Here is a 19250-nt window from a genome sequence, read left to right on the forward strand (position 1 = left end):
GGTTGATAGGCCAGATGTGGAAGACCGGTAACGGTTGAAGCTGACTGGTACTAATAGGCCGAGGGCTTGTCCTCAGTTGCTCGCGTCCACTGTGTTAGTTCTGAAGTAACGAAGAGCCGTGTTGTCATCCAGCTTTTCGGATATCTTCATAGTGTTTCGGTGGTCATTGCGTGAGGGAAACGCCCGGTTACATTCCGAACCCGGAAGCTAAGCCTCGTAGCGCCGATGGTACTGCAGGGGGGACCCTGTGGGAGAGTAGGACGCCGCCGAACAATCTTTGATCGTGGGAATGCCCTGTACCTTCTGGTACAGGGCATTCCTGCGTTCCGGATCAATGTGCGGGACCCCCCTGGCGTCCGCCGGCCCGGGCTGAGGGTAGGGTCCAGGAGGCATCATTGGCACATTCCACACAGGAGGCCCCCGGGTGGAGGTCCAGGAGACCCGCGTTCAGACGGACCGGGTCCTCACCATCCCCAACATCCTCAGCATGGCCCGCCTCGTCGGTGTGCCGGTCTTCCTGTGGCTGATTCTCCGCCCCGAGTTCGGCGGTCCGAACAGCGACGGCTGGGCCCTGCTGGTCCTGGCCCTCAGCGGCGTCAGTGACTACCTCGACGGCAAGCTGGCCCGCCGGTGGAACCAGATCAGCAGCCTGGGACGGCTGCTGGACCCCGCCGCGGACCGGCTCTACATCCTTTCCACCCTGGTTGGCCTCACCTGGCGCGAGATCCTGCCGCTCTGGCTGACAGCGGCGCTTTTGGCCCGTGAGCTGATGCTTCTGGTGATGGTGGGAATCCTCCGGAGGCACGGCTATCCGCCTCCCCAGGTGAACTTTCTCGGGAAGGCGGCTACCTTCAACTTGATGTACGCCTTCCCGCTCCTGCTGCTGAGCGACCGGAGCGGTTGGCTTGCCTCGCTCGCCGAAGTTTTCGGATGGGCGTTCGCCGGATGGGGTACAACTCTGTATTGGTGGGCAGGGATCCTGTATGTGGTCCAGGTCCGCCGGCTCGTCCGGGCGGACACAGTGGCCGATTGAGCTCGTCGACGCCGTGCCGCGCAGAGTCGCCCGGCCTGCGGCTCACACGCCTAGAGGCCTGTCCGGACGGGTTCGGTCGGCGAGATCGTCTCTTCAAGGAGGACGCTTCCGACATGAAGGCCGTCGTGATGGCCGGTGGCGAAGGAACTCGACTTCGCCCCATGACCTCAAGCATGCCCAAGCCGCTCCTGCCGGTGGTGAACCGGCCGATCATGGAGCATGTGCTTCGCCTGCTCAAGCGCCATGGGCTCAGCGAGACCGTCGTGACCGTGCAGTTTCTCGCCTCTCTCGTCAAGAACTATTTCGGCGACGGCGAAGAGCTCGGCATGGAACTCACCTACGCCAACGAGGAGAAGCCCCTGGGAACGGCGGGAAGCGTCAAGAATGCCGAAGAGGCACTCAAGGACGACGCCTTCCTCGTCATTTCCGGTGACGCCCTCACCGACTTCGACCTGACCGACCTCATCGCTTTCCACAAGGAAAAGGGCGCACTGGTGACGGTGTGCCTGACCCGTGTGCCGAATCCTCTGGAATTCGGTATCACGATCGTGGACGAGGAAGGAAAGGTCGAGCGGTTCCTGGAGAAGCCCACCTGGGGACAGGTCTTCTCCGACACCGTGAACACGGGCATCTACGTGATGGAGCCCGAGGTCTTCAACTATGTCGAGGCCGATGTCTCGGTCGACTGGTCCGGGGACGTCTTCCCTCAGCTCATGAAGGAAGGCAAGCCCATCTACGGCTATATCGCCGAGGGCTACTGGGAAGACGTCGGCACGCACGAAAGCTATGTGAAGGCCCAGGCCGACGTCCTCGAAGGCAAGGTCGACGTCGACATCGACGGCTTCGAGATCTCCCCCGGCGTATGGGTGGCCGAGGGCGCCGAGGTCCACCCCGACGCCGTGCTGCGCGGGCCGCTGTACATCGGCGACTACGCCAAGGTCGAAGCCGACGTCGAGCTGCGCGAGCACACCGTCCTCGGATCCAACGTGGTCGTGAAGACCGGCGCGTTCCTCCACAGAGCCGTCGTCCACGACAACGTCTACATCGGCCAGCACAGCAATCTCCGCGGCTGTGTCGTCGGCAAGAACACGGACATCATGCGGGCCGCGCGGATCGAGGACGGCGCGGTCATCGGCGACGAATGCCTCGTCGGCGAAGAATCGATCATCCAGGGCAACGTACGGGTCTACCCGTTCAAGACCATCGAGGCCGGCGCGTTCGTCAACACGTCGGTGATCTGGGAGTCCCGAGGACAGGCGAATCTCTTCGGCGCCCGCGGTGTCTCCGGGATCCTGAACGTCGAGATCACGCCGGAGCTGGCCGTACGGCTGGCGGGGGCGTACGCGACGACCCTGAAGAAGGGGTCCACCGTCACCACGGCCCGTGACCACTCCCGAGGTGCGCGCGCCCTCAAGCGGGCCGTGATCTCTTCGCTCCAGTCCAGCGCCATCGACGTACGCGACCTGGAGAACGTACCGCTGCCCGTCGCCCGGCAGCAGACCGCCAGGGGCAGCGCCGGCGGCATCATGATCCGTACGTCCCCCGGCGTCCCCGACTCCGTGGACATCATGTTCTTCGACGAGCGGGGCGCCGACCTCTCCCAGGCCGGTCAGCGCAAGCTGGACCGCATCTACGCCCGGCAGGAGTACCGCCGCGCGTTCCCGGGAGAGATCGGGGACCTGCACTTCCCGGCCAGCGTCTTCGACTCGTACACGGGGTCCCTCCTCCGCAACGTCGACACGACGGGCATCGCGGAGGCCGGGCTCAAGGTCGTGGTCGACGCGTCCAACGGAAGCGCCGGCCTCGTCCTGCCCAGCCTGCTCGGACGGCTCGGCGTCGACGCGCTGACCATCAACCCGGGGCTCGACGAGTCGCGGCCGACGGAGACGGCCGAATCCCGCCGTTCCGGGCTGGTCAGGCTCGGCGAGATCGTGGCGTCCGCGCGGGCCGCGTTCGGTGTGCGGTTCGACCCGGTCGGCGAGCGGCTGTCGCTGGTCGACGAGCGGGGCCGGATCATCGAGGACGACCGGGCCCTGCTGGTGCTGCTCGACCTGGTCGCCGCGGAGCGCCGCAGCGGCCGGGTGGCACTGCCGGTGACCACCACCAGGATCGCCGAGCAGGTCGCCGCGTACCACGGCACGCAGGTGGAGTGGACGACCACCTCGCCGGACGACCTGACACGGGTCGGCCGGGAGGAGACCACGATCTTCGGCGGTGACGGGCGTGGTGCCTTCATCGTGCCGGAGTTCAGCAGTGTCCTGGACGGTACGGCGGCGTTCGTGCGCCTCATCGGCCTGGTGGCGCGTACGCAGCTGACGCTGAGCCAGATCGACGCCCGCATACCGCGAGCCCATGTGCTGCGCCGCGATCTGGCGACCCCCTGGGCCGTCAAGGGACTCGTGATGCGCAGCGTCGTGGAGGCGGCCGGAGACCGGCAGGTGGACACGACGGACGGGGTCCGGGTCGTGGAGACCGACGGGCGCTGGGTGATGGTCCTGCCCGACCCGTCCGAGGCCGTCACCCATCTGTGGGCGGAGGGACCCGACGACGCGTCGGCCCAGGCCCTGCTCGACGAGTGGTCGTCGGTGGTCGACGGCGCGGGTCACTAGGACCCGTCAACCGCACGCGTCAACCGCACCGTTCCACCTCACTGATCAGTGTGACCGCCGGGCGGGCCGTTAACGGTCCGCCCGGCCGGTTCTTCAGCACTACCGGCGACGTGCGACGATGTGCGGCATGTCGCAGCAGTCCCCCATTCGGAGCACCGGCACGCCACGCGCGCGTCCCGATGCGTCCATGTCGCTGCTGAACAACGTGATGGACCACGGCCTCGACGAGGGGTACGCGGAGGCGGCGGCCCGCAGGGACGCCGCGGGCGGTCAACTGCCCCGTACGCTCAGGGCCAGACTGTGGCTCGCGGCGGGCCTGGTGCTGGCCGCGCTGGTGGTCACCGTGGGCGCGGCCCAGGCGCGGATCTCCGCCCCGGTGGTGGCCAAGGAACGCGACGAGCTCATCGACCGCATCCACGACGAGACTTCGGCGGCGGACGCCCTGGAGCGTGACGTCGAGAAGCTCCGGGACGAGGTCGGCGAACGGCAGCGTGCCGCGCTGCGCCGGCCGAGCGGTGCCCACGCCGAGCTGGTCGACCTGCTGTCCGGCGCGACCGCCGTCCGGGGACAGGGCCTGAGGCTGGTCGTGGACGACGCGAAGGACAGCGAGCAGGGCGGGGGCGGCGGACCCCGGGAGAGCGCCAGTTTCGCCGACACGGGCCGGGTGCGGGACCGGGACATGCAGCGGGTCGTCAACGGCCTCTGGGAGTCCGGTGCGGAGGCCATCGCCATCAACGACCAGCGCCTGACGTCCCTTTCGGCGATCAGGGCGGCGGGTGACGCCATACTGGTCGACAACAGGCCGCTGGTGCCCCCGTACACCGTGCTCGCGGTGGGCGACGGGAAGAAGTTGAGCACCGCGTTCCAGGACAGCGCCGACGGGCAGTACCTGCACGCGCTTCAGGAGAACTTCGACATCAGGACGAACATCTCGGTCCGGAGCGAGGTGCGTCTCCCCGCCGCGCCGAGCCTGATCGTACGTACAGCAAAGCCGAAGGCCGCCGCCCCCGGGAAGGGTAACGGGCAGGACGCGGCCGACACAGGGAAGGGCACATCGTGATCGCCGTACTGGGCCTCGTCGTGGGAGTCGTGGTCGGACTGTTGGTCCGGCCCGAAGTGCCGGCGGTGGTCGAGCCCTATCTGCCGATCGCCGTCGTGGCGGCCCTGGACGCGGTCTTCGGCGGCCTGCGGGCCATGCTCGACGGGATCTTCGTGGACAAGGTCTTCGTCGTCTCCTTCCTGTCGAACGTCGTGGTGGCCGCGCTGATCGTGTTCCTCGGCGACAAGCTCGGTGTGGGCGCCCAGTTGTCGACCGGTGTCGTCGTCGTCTTCGGCATCCGGATCTTCTCCAACGCGGCCGCGATCCGCCGGCACGTCTTCCGGGCGTGACGCCGATGAGCGACCAGGGAGGGACAGACAGGGAGCCCCGGCGGCTCACCGGCCGTCAGCGGCTCGCGGCGGGGCTGTGGCCGCCCCGGGTGACCCGGGCCCAACTCATCGTCGCCGTGCTGCTGTTCGGGCTCGGTCTGGGGCTCGCCATCCAGGTGCGGTCGAACAACGACGACAGCGCGCTGCGCGGGGCCCGCCAGGAGGACCTCGTGCGGATCCTCGACGAACTGGACGACCGCACCCAGCGGCTGGAGGACGAGAAGCAGAGCCTCGACGACCAGCGCACCGAGTTGGAGACCAGCTCGGACCAGGCCGAGGAGGCCCGCAGGCAGACGCGGGAGAAGGAACAGCAGCTCGGCATCCTGGCGGGCACCGTCGCCGCCGAGGGACCCGGGATCACGCTGACCGTCGCGGACGGCAGCGACACCGTCGAGCCCGACATGCTGCTCGACACGATCCAGGAGTTGCGGGCCGCGGGCGCGGAGGCGATCCAGATCAATGACGTCCGGGTGGTTGCGAACACCTACTTCTCGGGTACGGGAGGTGACATCCAGGTGGACGGGAAACGGGTCACCGCGCCGTACCGTTTCAAGGTCATCGGCAAGCCCCAGGACCTGGAGCCCGCCCTCAACATCCCGGGCGGGGTGGTGCAGACACTGGAGAAGGAGCAGGCCACGGCCACGGTGGCCAGGGCTGAGAAGATCATTGTCAATGCCTTGCGACCGGCGCGGAGCCCTGACTACGCTCGGTCGTCGGCGCAGTGAGGCGGGGGCGCATGGCGGCAAGCGGCCGCGGGCATGACGTTGCGGGGGGTCGGCGCACGAACAGTGTGGTGAGTGGTGGAAACTGTCCGGTGGATACGGACGTTGTCAAGATGTCCGGGTCGGCAGGTGTGTTCATTCAGGGTTCGTCCTGCCCCACGGGCGGGTCTGTATCGGTCAAGGGGAATCGCCCGTGAAGTTGTTTGGGAAGTTGTTCGGCAAGAGCGCACGCGAGGACGGCGGGGGTTCCCGTCACCGTGCGGCGCGGCACGGCGGGAGCGAGGAGTCGAGCGGCGACCGCCCGCTCTTCCGTGACCAGGTGGGTGACGGCGCCGCCGGAGGCGCGTCGTCTGTTGACCCCGCCGGTCAGGGCCGCATAGGTTTCGGTGAACCATCGGCCTCGACCACGGGTGGAGGGTCTGCCTTGCCGGTCTGTACGAGGTGTGGCCACCGCAACGCGGAGGCAAGTCGGTTCTGCTCCAACTGCGGAGCGCCGCTGCGGGCCGGGGTGCCCGCCGAGCGCGCCTCGGAGACGACCTCCACCATCTCCATCTCCGGCCTCGAGGCGTACGACTCGGAGGTCACGGGCCAGACGGCCGTGCCGTCCCTCTCCCCGGAGGCCCAGGCCGCCGTGGACGCCCTCCCGCTGGGTTCGGCGCTCCTCGTGGTGCGCAGGGGGCCCAACTCGGGCAGCCGCTTCCTCCTGGACAGCGAGCTGACGACGGCCGGACGTCACCCGCAGAGCGACATCTTCCTCGACGACGTGACCGTCTCCCGCCGCCATGTGGACTTCCGCAGGGGTGCCGACGGCCGCTTCACCGTCTCGGACGTGGGCAGCCTGAACGGCACGTACGTCAATCGCGAGCGGATCGACTCGGTCCTGCTGTCGAACGGCGACGAGGTTCAGATCGGCAAGTACCGGCTGGTCTTCTACGCGAGCCAGCGGGGCGTGTGACTTTCAGGAAAGGTCCATGCTGCGAACACCCACGGGCGGTGCCGGTCACGGCACCGCCCCCTCGGGCGACACTCTGCTGAGCATCGGTGCGGTGCTCGGCCGGCTGCGGGTCGAGTTCCCCGAGGTCACCATGTCCAAGATCCGCTTCCTGGAGGCGGAGGGCCTGGTCGAGCCGCGCCGCACCTCGTCCGGGTACCGGAAGTTCGGGCCCCAGGACGTGGAGCGGCTGACCCAGGTGCTGCGGATGCAGCGGGACCACTACCTCCCGCTGAAAGCCATCCGGGAGCATCTCGACGCCCTCGGCCGGGGCGAGCGTGTCCCCCTGCCGTCCCAGCAGCGCCAGCGGCGCGCCGGGGCGGAGACCGGGCCCGCGCCGCGGACCGCCGCCAGGATCGGGCGTGAGGAGCTGCTGGCCGCCTCCGGGGCCGACGCGAGCGCGCTGGACGAGTGGGAGTCGTACGGCCTGATCACTCCGATGCCGGACGGCGGGTACGACGCCGAGTCCGTGACCGTGGCGAAACTGGTCACGGATCTCGGAAGATTCGGACTGGAACCACGGCATCTGCGGATCATGAGAGCGGCGGCCCAGCGCGAGGCGGGGATGGTCGAGCAGGTGGTCGCACCGCTGCGCCGGCACCGTAACCCGCAGACCAGAGCCCATGCGGAGGCCACCACGAGGGAGCTGGCGACCCTCTCGGTGAAGCTGCACGCGGCACTGTTCCGGACGGCTCTCGGAGCACATCCGTACTGATCATGGGGGAGTCCGACTACCCAAACCGGTCGCTCGCGTCCTAGGGTTGCTGTGTGAACGAGCTCGACGTTGTGGGTGTCCGGGTGGAAATGCCCTCCAACCAACCGATCGTGCTCCTGCGTGAAGTGGGAGGCGATCGGTACCTTCCCATCTGGATCGGGCCGGGGGAGGCCACCGCCATCGCCTTCGCCCAGCAGGGCATGACCCCTGCCAGGCCGCTGACCCATGACCTCTTCAAGGACGTCCTTGAGGCCGTGGGCCAGGAGCTGACCGAGGTCCGCATCACGGACCTCAGGGAAGGTGTCTTCTACGCGGAGCTGGTCTTCGCCAGCGGGGTCGAGGTGAGCGCCAGGCCGTCCGACGCCATAGCGCTCGCGCTGCGCACCGGCACGCCGATCTACGGCAGTGACGGCGTCCTGGACGACGCGGGGATCGCCATCCCGGACGAGCAGGAGGACGAGGTGGAGAAGTTCCGCGAATTCCTCGACCAGATCTCTCCCGAGGACTTCGGGACCAACAGCCAGTGAGTGGCCGGTGAGTGCCTGACGGCCGGAGGCGGACCCGCCTCCGGACAGCACCGGCGGCACATTCGGTCAGCCCTTCCCGGGACCGGGACACGCGAAACCACTCTCAAGGTGATTATCACTCGGCGTGGCGAGTGCGGCGATCGTTGACGCACCCCGAGTGACTCCCTACCGTCGTTGAGGGCAGGTCAAGGACGGAGGTCGGCGTGAGAAGCAGCGGCGACGGTACGGCGGTGGGCGGGGCGTTCCCGCTGCGGAGCGAGGCGGCCGACCCCGGTACCGAGACGGTCGGATACCGAGGACCGACCGCGTGTGCCGCGGCGGGGATCACGTACCGCCAGTTGGACTACTGGGCGCGTACGGGGCTCGTGGAGCCCAGCGTGCGCGCGGCGTACGGCTCCGGGGCGCAGCGGCTCTACAGCTTCCGTGACGTGGTCGTCCTCAAGATCGTGAAGCGGTTCCTGGACACCGGGGTCGCGCTCCAGAACATCAGGGCGGCCGTGCGGCACCTGCGGACCCGGGGCGTCCAGGATCTTGAGCGGATGACGCTGATGAGCGACGGCGCCACGGTCTACGAGTGCTCGTCGCCGGACGAGGTCGTCACGCTGCTCCAGGGCGGTCAGGGGATCTTCGGGATCGCGGTCGGGGTGGTGTGGCGGGACGTCGAGGCCGCCCTGTCGCAGCTGCACGGCGAGCGGATCGACACGGGCGAGACGCTGGTGGGGAACAACCCCGCCGACGAACTGGCCAGGCGGCGCAGGGACCGCGCGGTCTGAGCCGCGCGAGGCTCCGTGCACGCGGGACCGGGCCCGTTCCCTCGCCGTACCGGCCGATTGTCAGTGGTGTGAGGGACCATCGGGGGTGTGAGAGCCGCCCCGACCGTCCTGCATCTGGACATGGACGCCTTCTTCGCCGCGGCGGAGCAGGCGGCGAAGCCGAGTCTGCGTGGAAAGCCCGTGGTGGTGGGGGGTCTGGGACCGCGCGGGGTGGTCTCCACGGCCTCCTACGAAGCGCGGCGGTTCGGGGTGCACTCGGCGATGCCGATGGCGCAGGCGAGACGGCTCGCGCCGAACGCCGCGTATCTCGTCCCGCGCTTCACCGTCTACCGGGCGATCAGCGAGCAGGTGATGGAGCTGCTGGGGCGGCTGTCGCCGCTGGTGGAGCCGCTGAGCCTGGACGAGGCGTTCGTGGACCTGGAGGCGGGCGGCTCGGCCCACGACACGGCCTCCGCGCGGGCGGCCGGTGAGCGGTTGCGGCGGGAGATCCGCGCGACCACGGGGCTCACCGGGTCGGTGGGGCTCGCGGGGTCCAAGATGCTGGCGAAGATCGCCTCGGAGCAGGCCAAGCCGGACGGCTTGGTCATCGTCGAGCCGGGGACCGAACGGGCGCTCCTGGGGCCGATGACCGTACGGACTCTGCCCGGGGTCGGTCCGGCGACGGGGGAGCACCTGCGGCGGGCCGGGATGACCACCGTGGCGGATCTGGCGGAGGCCGGTGAGGACGAGCTCGTACGGCTGCTGGGGAAGTCGCACGGGGCGTCGCTGTTCCGGATGGCGGGCGGGCACGACGACCGGCCCGTGGTGGCCGAGCGGGAGACCAAGTCCGTCTCCGTGGAGGACACCTTCGACGTCGATCTGCACGACCGGATGCGGGTGCGGGCGGAGGTGGACCGGCTGGCGGACCGGTGCGTCCAGCGGCTGCGGGCGGCCGGGCACTCGGGGCGGACGGTCGTGCTCAAGGTCCGGCGGTACGACTTCTCCACGCTGACCCGCTCGGAGACGCTGCGCGGGCCGACGGACGACCCGGGTGTGGTGCGGGAGGCGGCGGGGCGGCTGCTGGAGTCGGTGGACACCACGGGCGGGGTACGGCTGTTGGGGGTGGGGGTCAGCGGGCTCGCGGACTACACGCAGGAGGACCTGTTCGCGCAGGCGGCGGCGGACCGGCTGGCGGCGGACAAGGCGGCTGCGGACCGGGCGGCGGAGGTGGCCCACGTCGCCGCGTCCACGCCGGCGCCCGGGCAGGGCTCCGGGAAGGGCGCTGAGAAGGCCGGGGAGGAGCGCGCCGACGCCTCCCGGGCACTCGGGGCGGCGGACGGGCACGCGGCGCCCACCGGGGGCGTACCGGCCGCCCAGGAGGCGCCGGGGAATCCGGGCCTGCCCGCCGACCGGCGCTTTCCGGCCGGGCACGACGTGCGCCACGCCGCGTTCGGCGCGGGCTGGGTGCAGGGCAGCGGGCTGCGCCGGGTCACCGTACGGTTCGAGGTGCCGTGGTCCGCGCCGGGGCGGGTGCGGACGTTCTGGGTGGACGATCCCGAGCTGGAGCTGTCGGACCCGCTGCCCCTGACCGGAGGACCGGCCGGGGGCGGTGAGGCGGCTCAGGAGGGGGAGGCGACTCAGGACGGGCCGGGGCCGCCGGAGCGGGATCCGTCGTCCTGGCCGGCGACCCGCCCGAAGTCACGCTCGGCGTCCCGGTCGGACAGCGAGGCGGGGCGCTCGGGCGGCCCCGGTTCCGGCAGGGCCAGGCCGTAGTGCCGGTAGAGCTGGAGCTCCTGCTCGGGCGAGAGGTGCCTGCCGACGCCGAAGTCGGGCGCGTCCTTGATCAGCGAACGCTCGAAGGGAATCCGGAGCGTCTCCTCCTCCAGCGTGCTCGGCGCGAGGGGGACGAACGCGTCCCGGCTGAAGATCCCGGTGCGGACGGCCGCCCACTCGGGCACCCCCGTGGCGTCGTCCAGATACACCTCGTCCACCGTGCCGATCTTGTGGCCATCGCGGTCGAACGCCTTGCGGCCGATCAGGCTGCGCGGATCGATGTCGTTCTCCACGGTCCCTCCAACTGGTCGCACAAGCGGGGAAGACCCGTCGCTCCACTCATAAGAAAAGTGCAGATTTGGCCTGTCGGCCACTCGAAAAGCCCTGCGCGGGGCCTCGCTGGTAGGCTGGCACACGGCTGCTGACCCTGTGCGGGAGAGTCCTCCGGAGAGATCGCCGGAGGCGCCGAAGGAGCAAATCCTCCCCGGAATCTCTCAGGCCCCCGTACCGCACGGACGAGGTCACTCTGGAAAGCAGGGCGGGCGTCGACGGCGTCCGTCCTCACCGACGGTGAAAGCCGGGCGGCCCCCTGGCGCCCGGTGAAGCTCTCAGGTCAGATGACAGAGGGGGAGGCCGTCCGGGCACCCGCGCCTTGGTGCCCCTCGCAGGTCGTGACGACCAGGAGGCCTCCCACATGACCGACCACCGCATTCCGCTCTCCCGGCTGGAGAGTGGCGTTCCCTTCGAGCAGCGCCACATCGGGCCCGACGTGGCGGCCCAGGCGAAGATGCTCGCGCAGGTCGGCTACGGCTCGCTGGACGAGCTGACCGCCGCCGCGGTGCCCGACGTGATCAAGAGCGCGGAGGCGCTGCGGCTGCCCGGGGCCCGTACCGAGGCCGAGGTGCTGGCGGAGCTGCGCTCCCTCGCCGACCGCAACACGGTTCTCGCCCCGATGATCGGTCTCGGCTACTACGGCACGTTCACCCCGCCGGTGATCCTGCGCAACGTCATGGAGAACCCGGCCTGGTACACCGCGTACACGCCGTACCAGCCGGAGATCTCCCAGGGCCGCCTCGAAGCCCTCCTGAACTTCCAGACGATGGTCGCCGACCTGACGGGGCTGCCGACCTCCGGCGCCTCCCTGCTGGACGAGGGCACGGCCGCCGCCGAGGCGATGGCCCTCTCCCGCCGCGCAGGCAAGGTCAAGGACGGTGTTTTCCTGATCGACGCCGACACCCTGCCCCAGACGATCGCCGTGATCAGGACCCGCGCCGAACCGACCGGCGTCGAGGTCGTCGTCGCGGACCTCACCGACGGCATCCCGGCCGACGTCGCCGAGCGCGGTGTCTTCGGCGTGCTGCTCCAGTACCCCGGCGCCTCCGGGGCCGTACGGGACATCAGGCCGGTCGTCGAGCGGGCGCACGAGCTGGGCGCCCTCGTCACCGTCGCCGCCGACCTGCTCGCGCTGACGCTCCTCACCTCGCCCGGCGAACTGGGCGCGGACATCGCCGTCGGCACCACCCAGCGCTTCGGCGTCCCGATGGGCTTCGGCGGACCGCACGCCGGATTCATGGCCGTACGGGACACGTTCGCGCGCACCCTGCCGGGCCGGCTCGTCGGGGTGTCCGTGGACGCCGACGGCGACAAGGCGTACCGGCTGGCCCTCCAGACCCGCGAGCAGCACATCCGCCGCGAGAAGGCCACCAGCAACATCTGCACCGCGCAGGTCCTGCTCGCCGTCATGGCGGGCATGTACGCGGTCTACCACGGGCCCGACGGTCTGCGGGGCATCGCCCGGCGCACCCACCGCTACGCGACGCTGCTCGCCGAGGGGCTGCGGGCCGGCGGCGCGGAGGTCGTGCACGGCGCGTACTTCGACACGGTGACCGTCCGCGTCCCCGGCCGGGCCGCCGAGGTCACCGCCGCCGCCCGTGAGCACGGCGTCAACCTGTACCAGGCCGACGCCGACCACGTCTCCGTCGCCTGTGACGAGACCACCGGGCGCGCCCAGCTGACCGCCGTGTGGGCGGCGTTCGGCGTCGACGCCGACATCGAGGCGCTGGACGCGACCGCCGGCGACGCGCTGCCCGCGACGCTGCTGCGGAGCGACGACATCCTGACCCATCCCGTCTTCCACCAGCACCGCTCCGAGACGGCGATGCTGCGCTACCTGCGCAAGCTCTCCGACCGCGACTACGCGCTGGACCGCGGCATGATCCCGCTCGGCTCCTGCACCATGAAGCTGAACGCCACCACGGAGATGGAATCGGTCACCTGGCCGGAGTTCGCCGCCCTGCACCCCTTCGCCCCGGCCGAGCAGGCCGAGGGCTACCTGACGCTCATCAGGGAGCTGGAGGAACGGCTCGCCGAGGTCACCGGGTACGACGCGGTGTCCCTCCAGCCCAACGCCGGTTCCCAGGGCGAGCTGGCCGGGCTGCTCGCCGTACGGGCGTACCACCGCGCCAACGGCGACACGCAGCGCACCGTCTGCCTGATCCCGTCCTCCGCGCACGGCACGAACGCCGCGAGTGCGGTCATGGCCGGCATGAAGGTCGTCGTCGTCAAGACCCGCGAGGACGGTGACGTCGACGTCGAGGACCTGCACGCCAAGATCGAGCGGCACGGCGCCGAGCTGGCCGTCCTGATGGTCACCTACCCCTCCACCCACGGGGTGTTCGAGGAGCACATCAGCGACATCTGCGCCGCCGTGCACGACGCGGGCGGCCAGGTCTACGTGGACGGCGCCAACCTCAACGCGCTGGTGGGGCTGGCCAAGCCGGGCAAGTTCGGCTCGGACGTCTCCCACCTGAACCTGCACAAGACGTTCTGCATCCCGCACGGCGGCGGCGGCCCCGGCGTCGGTCCCGTCGGCGTACGGTCCCACCTCGCCCCGTACCTGCCCAACCACCCCCTCCAGCCGGCCGCCGGACCCGCGACGGGTGTGGGTCCGGTCTCCGCGGCTCCCTGGGGCTCGGCGGGCATACTGCCGATCTCCTGGGCGTACGTACGGCTGATGGGCGGCGAGGGCCTCAAGCGCGCGACGCAGGTCGCGGTGCTCGCGGCCAACTACATCGCCAAGCGCCTGGAGCCGCACTACCCGGTGCTCTACACCGGCCCCAACGGCCTGGTCGCCCACGAGTGCATCGTGGACCTGCGCCCGCTGTCGAAGGCGACGGGCGTCAGTGTCAGCGACATCGCCAAGCGGCTGATCGACTACGGCTTCCACGCGCCGACGATGTCGTTCCCCGTGGCCGGCACGCTGATGATCGAGCCGACCGAGAGCGAGGACCTGGGCGAACTGGACCGGTTCTGCGAGGCGATGATCGCGATCCGCGCCGAGGTCGAGAAGGTCGCGTCGGGCGAGTGGCCCGCGGACGACAACCCGCTGCGGAACGCGCCGCACACGGCGTCGGCGCTCGGCGGGGAGTGGGACCACCCGTACACCCGCGCCGAGGCGGTCTTCCCGGCCGGTGTCTCGGCCGCGGACAAGTACTGGCCGCCGGTCCGCCGTATCGACGACGCGTACGGCGACCGCAACCTGGTCTGCTCCTGCCCGCCGCTGGACGCGTACGACCACTGACAGCGCGACCGTCGGGGACGACGGGGCCTGCCCCGGGGCCGGTGCGGAGGAACGCCTCCGGGCCGGCCCCTGTCGTACCGGTGGCGCGCGGTGCCGGGCGAGCCGCTGCCCGGCGGCCGGTTAGGCCGCCGTCACCGCCGCCTCGTCGCGCGGGCGGTGCGGCGCGATGATCTTGCCGTCCGGCAGCAGTTCACCGGTGTCCTCGAAGACCAGAACGCCGTTGCACAGCAGGCTCCAGCCCTGTTCCGGATGGTGGGCCGTCAGGCGGGCGGCGTCCCGGTCGGCGGAGTCGGCGGTCGGGCACACGGGCTGGTGCTGGCACATGGCTGGGTTCTTTCGCTGCGTCGTGGTGAGTGTCCTGCGGCTCGATGTGGTCATGGCCGCCCCCCGTATCTGTTGGTCCGGTCCCAGTGTTGCCCCACGGACGGCGATCCGCAGGTATTTCACGGCAGCACTTCCTTCTGTGCAGGGACGCGTCACCCGGCCGGACGGTTCGGTTCAACTTGTCCGCCGGGCGGGCCGGTTCGGGTGCGGACGCCGGTGATCGGCGGGGGAGCAGGTCCGGACCGGCACGCACGAAGCCCCGCGACCGGCCGGATCGCGGGGCTTCGCAGGAGTGGTACGCAGGTCAGGCGGGGGTACGGAGCAGCGGGGCCGGAGCCAGTCTCAGCCCGATCATCGGCAGCAACTCGGCGACGCGGTGCGGACGGTGCGGGGCGATGCCCGGCGGGGCGGGCGCGAGCGGCACCAGGATGTCGGCGGGCGAGGGAGAACCCTCGGACGCGTCCGCCTCCGTGTCGCTGTGCAGCCACAGGGTGATCATGTAGAGCTCGGGCACCGAGAGGAGCCGGGGCTGGTACGCCGTCCCCAGCGTCTCGGCCTGGCGCAGCGCACGTTCCGTGGAGGCGAGGTAGGGGCCCTCGAAGAAGCGCGAGAACGCCCAGCCGTCGGCGGTCAGCATGGTGTCGGCGGCGGCCACGGCGCGGTCGCCGTTGCGGATCAGGAAGCGCCAGCCGACCAGTCTCGTCCGGGGCGCACGACCCGCCGGGGGCACCGCACGGCCTTTCGGAGCGACCTGGTCCAGCACATGGAGCGGAAGGGGGAACTCGGGGCTCAGCGGTCCCTGGACGGACCGCAGGGCGGGTGTGCGGGCCTCGCGAACGGCGGTGGGGGAACCGAGTGCCGCGAGAACGCTGCGAAGGGCGGGTGCGGGGGCCGGGGGGACATGCAGCGGCATGGTGGGTTGCCTCTCACTCAGGAGACAGGGTGGTGCGTGAGGTCGTGCGGGTGCGGACGTCGGTGTCAGCGTGCGTGGTCAGAGGGTGGCCTGGGGCCGTGAGCCGGGCGGCGCCTCTCTGCCTCGTACACGGATGTTATACGACACGTGTTCACACCATGTTTCTTCTAGCTGTCGCCAATATTGCGGGCAAGGCACAATCAGGTCCGTCTTCCGGGTGCGTTTTCTTGGATAAACGCGGAACGCGGGTGGCTGGCCTGGGAGGATTGGCCGACTGTGGACGGCCGAAACCGGTCGCGGTGAAGTCGCGGGGAAGATGACATCCCGTCGACAATCCCGCTCAGCCCGTGCGCCACTCATGCCAATGGAATGTGCCGCGTGCCTCCACTCTTCACTCTACCCGTTGCCCGGAGGGTGAGGGGGCGTTACGGATCACAGAGTCTGGGCATTATCGACCGTGACGCGAGCGGCCGGAGCCCGGGGCTGCCCACTGGAGGAGGGACGCTTCGATGGGGGAGAAGGTCGAGGCGGACGGGTTCGCTCTGTCCGATCGGCAGAAATACCGCAGAAAGTTGCAGCAGTGCCTGGCGGTACTGGGGCGGCTCCTGGCGGAGAAGAGGTTCGACCGGCCCAAAAATCTGATGGGACTGGAGATCGAGCTCAATCTCGCGGGATCGGACGGGATGCCGCGGATGATGAATGGCGAGGTGCTCGAACGCATCGCGAGCGGTGATTTCCAGACCGAACTCGGTATGTTCAACCTGGAAGTGAATATAGCTCCCCACCGGCTGGAGGGACGTGTTCTCGACCAGTTGGCCGAAGAACTGCGGGCCGGCCTCGGATATGCCCACCGCAAAGCGGACGAGGTCGACGCGGGCATTGTGATGATCGGTATTCTGCCGACCCTCACCCAGGACGACACGGTCTCGGCGAATCTCTCCGACGTCGGCCGCTACACGCTCCTCAACGACCAGATGGTCGCGGCCAGGGGCGAGGACTTCGCCCTGGACATCGAGGGGGTGGAGCGTCTCACCTGCCGGTCCGCGTCCATCACCCCGGAGGCCGCCTGCACCTCCGTACAGCTGCATCTCCAGGTCACACCCGAGCGATTCGCGGGCGTGTGGAACGCCGCGCAGGCCATCACGTCGGTTCAAGTGGCACTGGGTGCCAATGCCCCGTTCCTATTCGGGCGGGAGTTGTGGCGGGAATCCAGGCCGCCGCTGTTCCTCCAGGCGACGGATGTCAGGCCGCCGGAACTCGCGGCGCAGGGCGTGCGGCCGCGGACGTGGTTCGGCGAGCGGTGGATCGATTCCGCGTACGACCTGTTCGCGGAGAATTTGCGTTACTTCCCTCCCCTGTTGCCGATCTGCGACGACGAGGACCCGCTGCGGACGCTGGACGACGGCGGAGTGCCCGACCTGGCGGAGCTGGCGCTCCACAACGGCACGGTCTACCGCTGGAACCGGCCGGTGTACGAGGTCGCGGACGGCGTGCCGCATCTGAGGGTGGAGAACCGCGTCCTGCCCGCGGGCCCGACGGTGACGGATGTGATCGCCAACGCCGCGTTCTACTACGGGCTGGTGCGCGCGCTCGCCGACGACACGAGGCCGGTGTGGAAGCGGCTGCCGTTCGAGACGGCGGCCGCCAACTTCGAGACCGCCTGCCGGCACGGCATCGACGCGGAGCTGCGGTGGCCCCGGCCGGGCCGGGGGACCGGGATCACCACCGTGCCGGCCGTGAAGCTCGTACGGGACGAACTGCTGCCGCTCGCGGCGGCCGGTCTCGACGCGTGGCAGGTCGAGCCGGCGGACCGCGACTTCTACCTCGGGGTCATCGAGGAGCGGTGCAGGCTGCGGGTGAACGGCGCCTCGTGGCAGGTGGACACCTACCACCGGGCGCGGGAGGAGGGGCTGGGGCGGGAGGCCGCGCTGGCCGCCACCACCCGGCGCTACAGCGAGCTGATGCACCGGGGGGAGCCGGTGCACACCTGGCCGGCCGGGCTGTCCGCGCCGGGGGCCGGTGACCGGGCCTGACCGGCTTACGGCTCCTGCCCCTCCTCCCCCTCCTCCTCGCCGACCGCCATGATCGCCTGGAGGATCACCGCCTGGATGTCGCCCGGATCGCTCACCTCGTAGCCCGCGCCGCCCGTGGCCCGGGCTATCTGGTGCACCGCCGCCCGGTCCGCGTCCGGGCCGATCGCGATGCCGATCAGCGCGACAGGGCGGGCGGGATCGGTGAGCGTGCGCAACCGGGCGATCAGCGCGGCACGCGAAATGCCGCGGTCGTCCTTGTTGGTGCCGTCCGTCAGCAGGACGACGGCGTTGAACTTGCCCTTCACGTACGAGGCCTGGGCGTCCTTGAAGGCCGCCAGCGTCGTGTCGTACAGACCGGTGTCGCCGTCGGGGACCGGTTCGAGGGCGGAGAAGGCGTCCGACAACTCCTCGCGGTGCGTACCGCCCCCCTTGGCCGCGTCACCGAGCCGGGCCGTCTCCTCCACCTCGCGGTAGTCCTTGGCGCCGTCCAGCCGGGTCGCGAACTTCCACAGCCCGATCTCGTCCTCGGGCGTGAACTGCGCCAGCGCCTGGAGCAGCGACGCCTTGGTGACGTCCATCCGGCTCTGGCCGCCGCGCCCGGGCACCGGCGCCTCCATCGAGCCCGACGCGTCCACGACCGTCGTCAGCCGGGCGCTCTGCACCGTCACGGTCCACAGGCCCAGCGTCCGCCGGACCTCCTCCGCCGTCGGGGGCCTGGAGTCGTCCGTGTCGTACGGCTGGGGCGCGCGCCCGCCCGCCGTACGGACCAGCGCGGCCTTCACCGGCGTGTCCGCCGCCCCCGCCCGGAAGCCGTGGTCCTCCAGCGTCCGGTACGACGCGTCGTCGGTGAGCAGGGCCATGAACCGCATGGCGGCACGGCTCTCGTCGGTGGTCAGCTCGGACTCGTCGACCAGGTTGTACGGGTAGTCGAGCGCGGGCGCGCCGTCCGTGGGATAGAAGAGCTGGAGATTCGCGGCGCCGTTGCTCCCCGAGTTGTGGACGAACGCGGCCTGTTCGGAGAGCAGGACCGCCTCGTTGCGGCGGGGGTTGCCCTTCTCCGCGCCCGAGTCGTCCTCGGCCAGCGTCCTGAGCACCTGGAGGTCGGAGTCGGAGACCCGCTGCGACAGGAGCTTCGCGGTGGCGGCGGCCCTGGTGTCGCCGCCCGGGCCGCTGTCGCGGGACGACCCGGCGATGCTGGTGAGCGCCAGCAGGCCGGTCGCGCTGCGCGCCGGGTCGGCCGCCCCCAGGAGCCGCTGGTCCCGCTCGGCCGCGGCCGTGGTCAGCCCCGCCCAGGTGTACGTCTTCCTGGGCCAGCCGAGGGACGCGGCGGCCGTCGGCACCGCGGCCAGTGTGACCGGGGAGAGGGCCACGTTGCCGGCCGGGGTCAGCGACGCGGCGTCCCCGACGCTCTCGGCGCGGTCCACCCACACGCCGGAGTCCGGCACCCAGACCTCGAAGTCCGGGGTCTCGGAGCCACGCGCGAGGGCGCTCGCGACCCGGTAGTTCTCGCGCGCGACGACCCGGATGTCCAGACAGCGCCCGTCGGAGGTCACCTTGTCCGCGCGGGCGCGGTCGGCGATGGCCCGCAGCGCCGGCGCGATGTCGGGCGAGGCCACCATCCGCAGCCGTACCGGAACGTACCCGCAGGCCTCGGCGAAGGAGAGCGCGCCGCTCTGCACCGCGAGGGCGGCCCCCGCCGCCACCGTCAGGACGAGGGCGGTGGCGATCGCGACGCCGCGACGGCGCGGCGAGCGGGGCCCGGCGGGACCCGCCGCCCTCTCGTCGGGCAAGCTGTGACGTCCCATGGCGGTGGCGCCCTCCTTCGTGAGGGGTGAACAGGGGTGGGCTCG

15 protein-coding genes, 2 rRNA genes, 1 pseudogene and 1 riboswitch are annotated in these 19250 nt (G+C 70.5%); of the genes and pseudogenes, 14 read left to right on the forward strand and 4 right to left on the reverse strand.

The annotated features are described in order from the left end of the window. The 12 genes from ACIODU_RS13915 to ACIODU_RS13970 all read left to right on the forward strand — a co-directional run. Nucleotides 1-74 (forward strand): 23S ribosomal RNA (locus ACIODU_RS13915); the annotation flags it as partial. Nucleotides 75-155: 81 nt separating this feature from the next. Beyond that, nucleotides 156-272 (forward strand): 5S ribosomal RNA (gene rrf, locus ACIODU_RS13920). A gap of 152 nt (nt 273-424) precedes the next feature. After that, nucleotides 425-1033 (forward strand): CDP-alcohol phosphatidyltransferase family protein, encoded by a 609-nt coding sequence (locus ACIODU_RS13925; RefSeq protein ID WP_161306734.1) that lies wholly within the window; start codon nt 425-427, stop codon nt 1031-1033. 113 nt (nt 1034-1146) lie between these two features. Continuing rightward, nucleotides 1147-3642, forward strand: coding sequence for a mannose-1-phosphate guanyltransferase (locus ACIODU_RS13930; protein ID WP_161306733.1), 2496 nt, complete (start codon nt 1147-1149; stop codon nt 3640-3642). Nucleotides 3643-3769: 127 nt separating this feature from the next. Then, nucleotides 3770-4702 carry a DUF881 domain-containing protein gene (locus ACIODU_RS13935; RefSeq protein ID WP_356429717.1) on the forward strand — a complete coding sequence of 311 codons (933 nt, stop codon included), beginning with the start codon at nt 3770-3772 and terminating at the stop codon, nt 4700-4702. Next, the gene (locus ACIODU_RS13940; RefSeq protein WP_023543062.1) at nt 4699-5031 is read left to right on the forward strand and encodes a small basic family protein; all 333 of its coding nucleotides are present in this window, start codon (nt 4699-4701) and stop codon (nt 5029-5031) included. The genes ACIODU_RS13935 and ACIODU_RS13940 overlap by 4 nt, the downstream gene beginning before the upstream one ends. A gap of 5 nt (nt 5032-5036) precedes the next feature. Further along, nucleotides 5037-5795, forward strand: coding sequence for a DUF881 domain-containing protein (locus ACIODU_RS13945; RefSeq protein ID WP_356429714.1), 759 nt, complete (start codon nt 5037-5039; stop codon nt 5793-5795). Nucleotides 5796-5985: 190 nt separating this feature from the next. Then, nucleotides 5986-6747 carry an FHA domain-containing protein gene (locus ACIODU_RS13950; protein ID WP_401767379.1) on the forward strand — a complete coding sequence of 254 codons (762 nt, stop codon included), beginning with the start codon at nt 5986-5988 and terminating at the stop codon, nt 6745-6747. 16 nt (nt 6748-6763) lie between these two features. Continuing rightward, on the forward strand, nt 6764-7498 hold the full coding sequence (locus ACIODU_RS13955) for a MerR family transcriptional regulator (RefSeq protein WP_356429708.1): 735 nt from the start codon (nt 6764-6766) through the stop codon (nt 7496-7498). 53 nt (nt 7499-7551) lie between these two features. Beyond that, complete coding sequence (locus tag ACIODU_RS13960) at nt 7552-8025, forward strand: bifunctional nuclease family protein (RefSeq protein ID WP_161308445.1); 474 nt, start codon at nt 7552-7554, stop codon at nt 8023-8025. 203 nt (nt 8026-8228) lie between these two features. Continuing rightward, nucleotides 8229-8798, forward strand: coding sequence for a MerR family transcriptional regulator (locus tag ACIODU_RS13965; protein ID WP_401767382.1), 570 nt, complete (start codon nt 8229-8231; stop codon nt 8796-8798). 87 nt (nt 8799-8885) lie between these two features. Next, nucleotides 8886-10550 carry a DNA polymerase IV gene (locus ACIODU_RS13970; RefSeq protein WP_401767384.1) on the forward strand — a complete coding sequence of 555 codons (1665 nt, stop codon included), beginning with the start codon at nt 8886-8888 and terminating at the stop codon, nt 10548-10550. Here the strand turns inward: ACIODU_RS13970 and ACIODU_RS13975 are convergent. Continuing rightward, nucleotides 10448-10843: pseudogene (locus ACIODU_RS13975) on the reverse strand (PRC-barrel domain-containing protein); the annotation flags it as partial. The gene ACIODU_RS13970 and the pseudogene ACIODU_RS13975 sit on opposite strands and share 103 nt — an antisense overlap. Nucleotides 10844-10972: 129 nt before the next feature. Then, nucleotides 10973-11070: riboswitch (glycine riboswitch) on the forward strand. A 174-nt stretch (nt 11071-11244) separates the two neighbouring features. On the opposite strand from ACIODU_RS13975, the gene gcvP reads away from it, so the two are divergent. Continuing rightward, nucleotides 11245-14130: an aminomethyl-transferring glycine dehydrogenase gene (gene gcvP / locus ACIODU_RS13980; protein WP_401767386.1), complete on the forward strand. Its 2886-nt coding sequence runs from the start codon at nt 11245-11247 to the stop codon at nt 14128-14130. A 120-nt stretch (nt 14131-14250) separates the two neighbouring features. On the opposite strand, the gene ACIODU_RS13985 is transcribed toward gcvP, so the two are convergent. Together ACIODU_RS13985 and ACIODU_RS13990 are read right to left on the reverse strand one after the other, a co-directional pair. Beyond that, nucleotides 14251-14454 (reverse strand): DUF5999 family protein, encoded by a 204-nt coding sequence (locus ACIODU_RS13985; RefSeq protein ID WP_356429727.1) that lies wholly within the window; start codon nt 14452-14454, stop codon nt 14251-14253. Between the two features lie 304 nt (nt 14455-14758). Continuing rightward, nucleotides 14759-15367, reverse strand: coding sequence for a hypothetical protein (locus tag ACIODU_RS13990; protein ID WP_356429699.1), 609 nt, complete (start codon nt 15365-15367; stop codon nt 14759-14761). Between the two features lie 509 nt (nt 15368-15876). Here ACIODU_RS13990 and ACIODU_RS13995 point away from each other — a divergent pair. Continuing rightward, on the forward strand, nt 15877-17400 hold the full coding sequence (locus ACIODU_RS13995) for a glutamate--cysteine ligase (RefSeq protein WP_356429696.1): 1524 nt from the start codon (nt 15877-15879) through the stop codon (nt 17398-17400). A gap of 5 nt (nt 17401-17405) precedes the next feature. Here the strand turns inward: ACIODU_RS13995 and ACIODU_RS14000 are convergent, their stop codons facing one another. Then, nucleotides 17406-19205, reverse strand: a complete 1800-nt coding sequence (locus tag ACIODU_RS14000; RefSeq protein WP_401767387.1) for a substrate-binding domain-containing protein — start codon at nt 19203-19205, stop codon at nt 17406-17408. Nucleotides 19206-19250: the final 45 nt, after the last annotated feature.

This window comes from Streptomyces sp. NPDC088261 (assembly GCF_044740805.1).
GTDB lineage: Bacteria > Actinomycetota > Actinomycetes > Streptomycetales > Streptomycetaceae > Streptomyces.

What these genes read in the sequence shown, in the direction of transcription:
- gcvP (WP_401767386.1), top strand. Translation starts at nt 11,245, where the DNA reads ATGACCGACCACCGCATTCCGCTCTCCCGGCTGGAGAGTGGCGTTCCC.
- ACIODU_RS13955 (WP_356429708.1), top strand. Translation starts at nt 6,764, where the DNA reads ATGCTGCGAACACCCACGGGCGGTGCCGGTCACGGCACCGCCCCCTCG.
- ACIODU_RS13995 (WP_356429696.1), top strand. Translation starts at nt 15,877, where the DNA reads ATGGGGGAGAAGGTCGAGGCGGACGGGTTCGCTCTGTCCGATCGGCAG.
- ACIODU_RS13990 (WP_356429699.1), bottom strand. Translation starts at nt 15,367, where the DNA reads ATGCCGCTGCATGTCCCCCCGGCCCCCGCACCCGCCCTTCGCAGCGTT.
- ACIODU_RS13930 (WP_161306733.1), top strand. Translation starts at nt 1,147, where the DNA reads ATGAAGGCCGTCGTGATGGCCGGTGGCGAAGGAACTCGACTTCGCCCC.
- ACIODU_RS13935 (WP_356429717.1), top strand. Translation starts at nt 3,770, where the DNA reads ATGTCGCAGCAGTCCCCCATTCGGAGCACCGGCACGCCACGCGCGCGT.
- ACIODU_RS13985 (WP_356429727.1), bottom strand. Translation starts at nt 14,454, where the DNA reads ATGTGCCAGCACCAGCCCGTGTGCCCGACCGCCGACTCCGCCGACCGG.
- ACIODU_RS13945 (WP_356429714.1), top strand. Translation starts at nt 5,037, where the DNA reads ATGAGCGACCAGGGAGGGACAGACAGGGAGCCCCGGCGGCTCACCGGC.
- ACIODU_RS14000 (WP_401767387.1), bottom strand. Translation starts at nt 19,205, where the DNA reads ATGGGACGTCACAGCTTGCCCGACGAGAGGGCGGCGGGTCCCGCCGGG.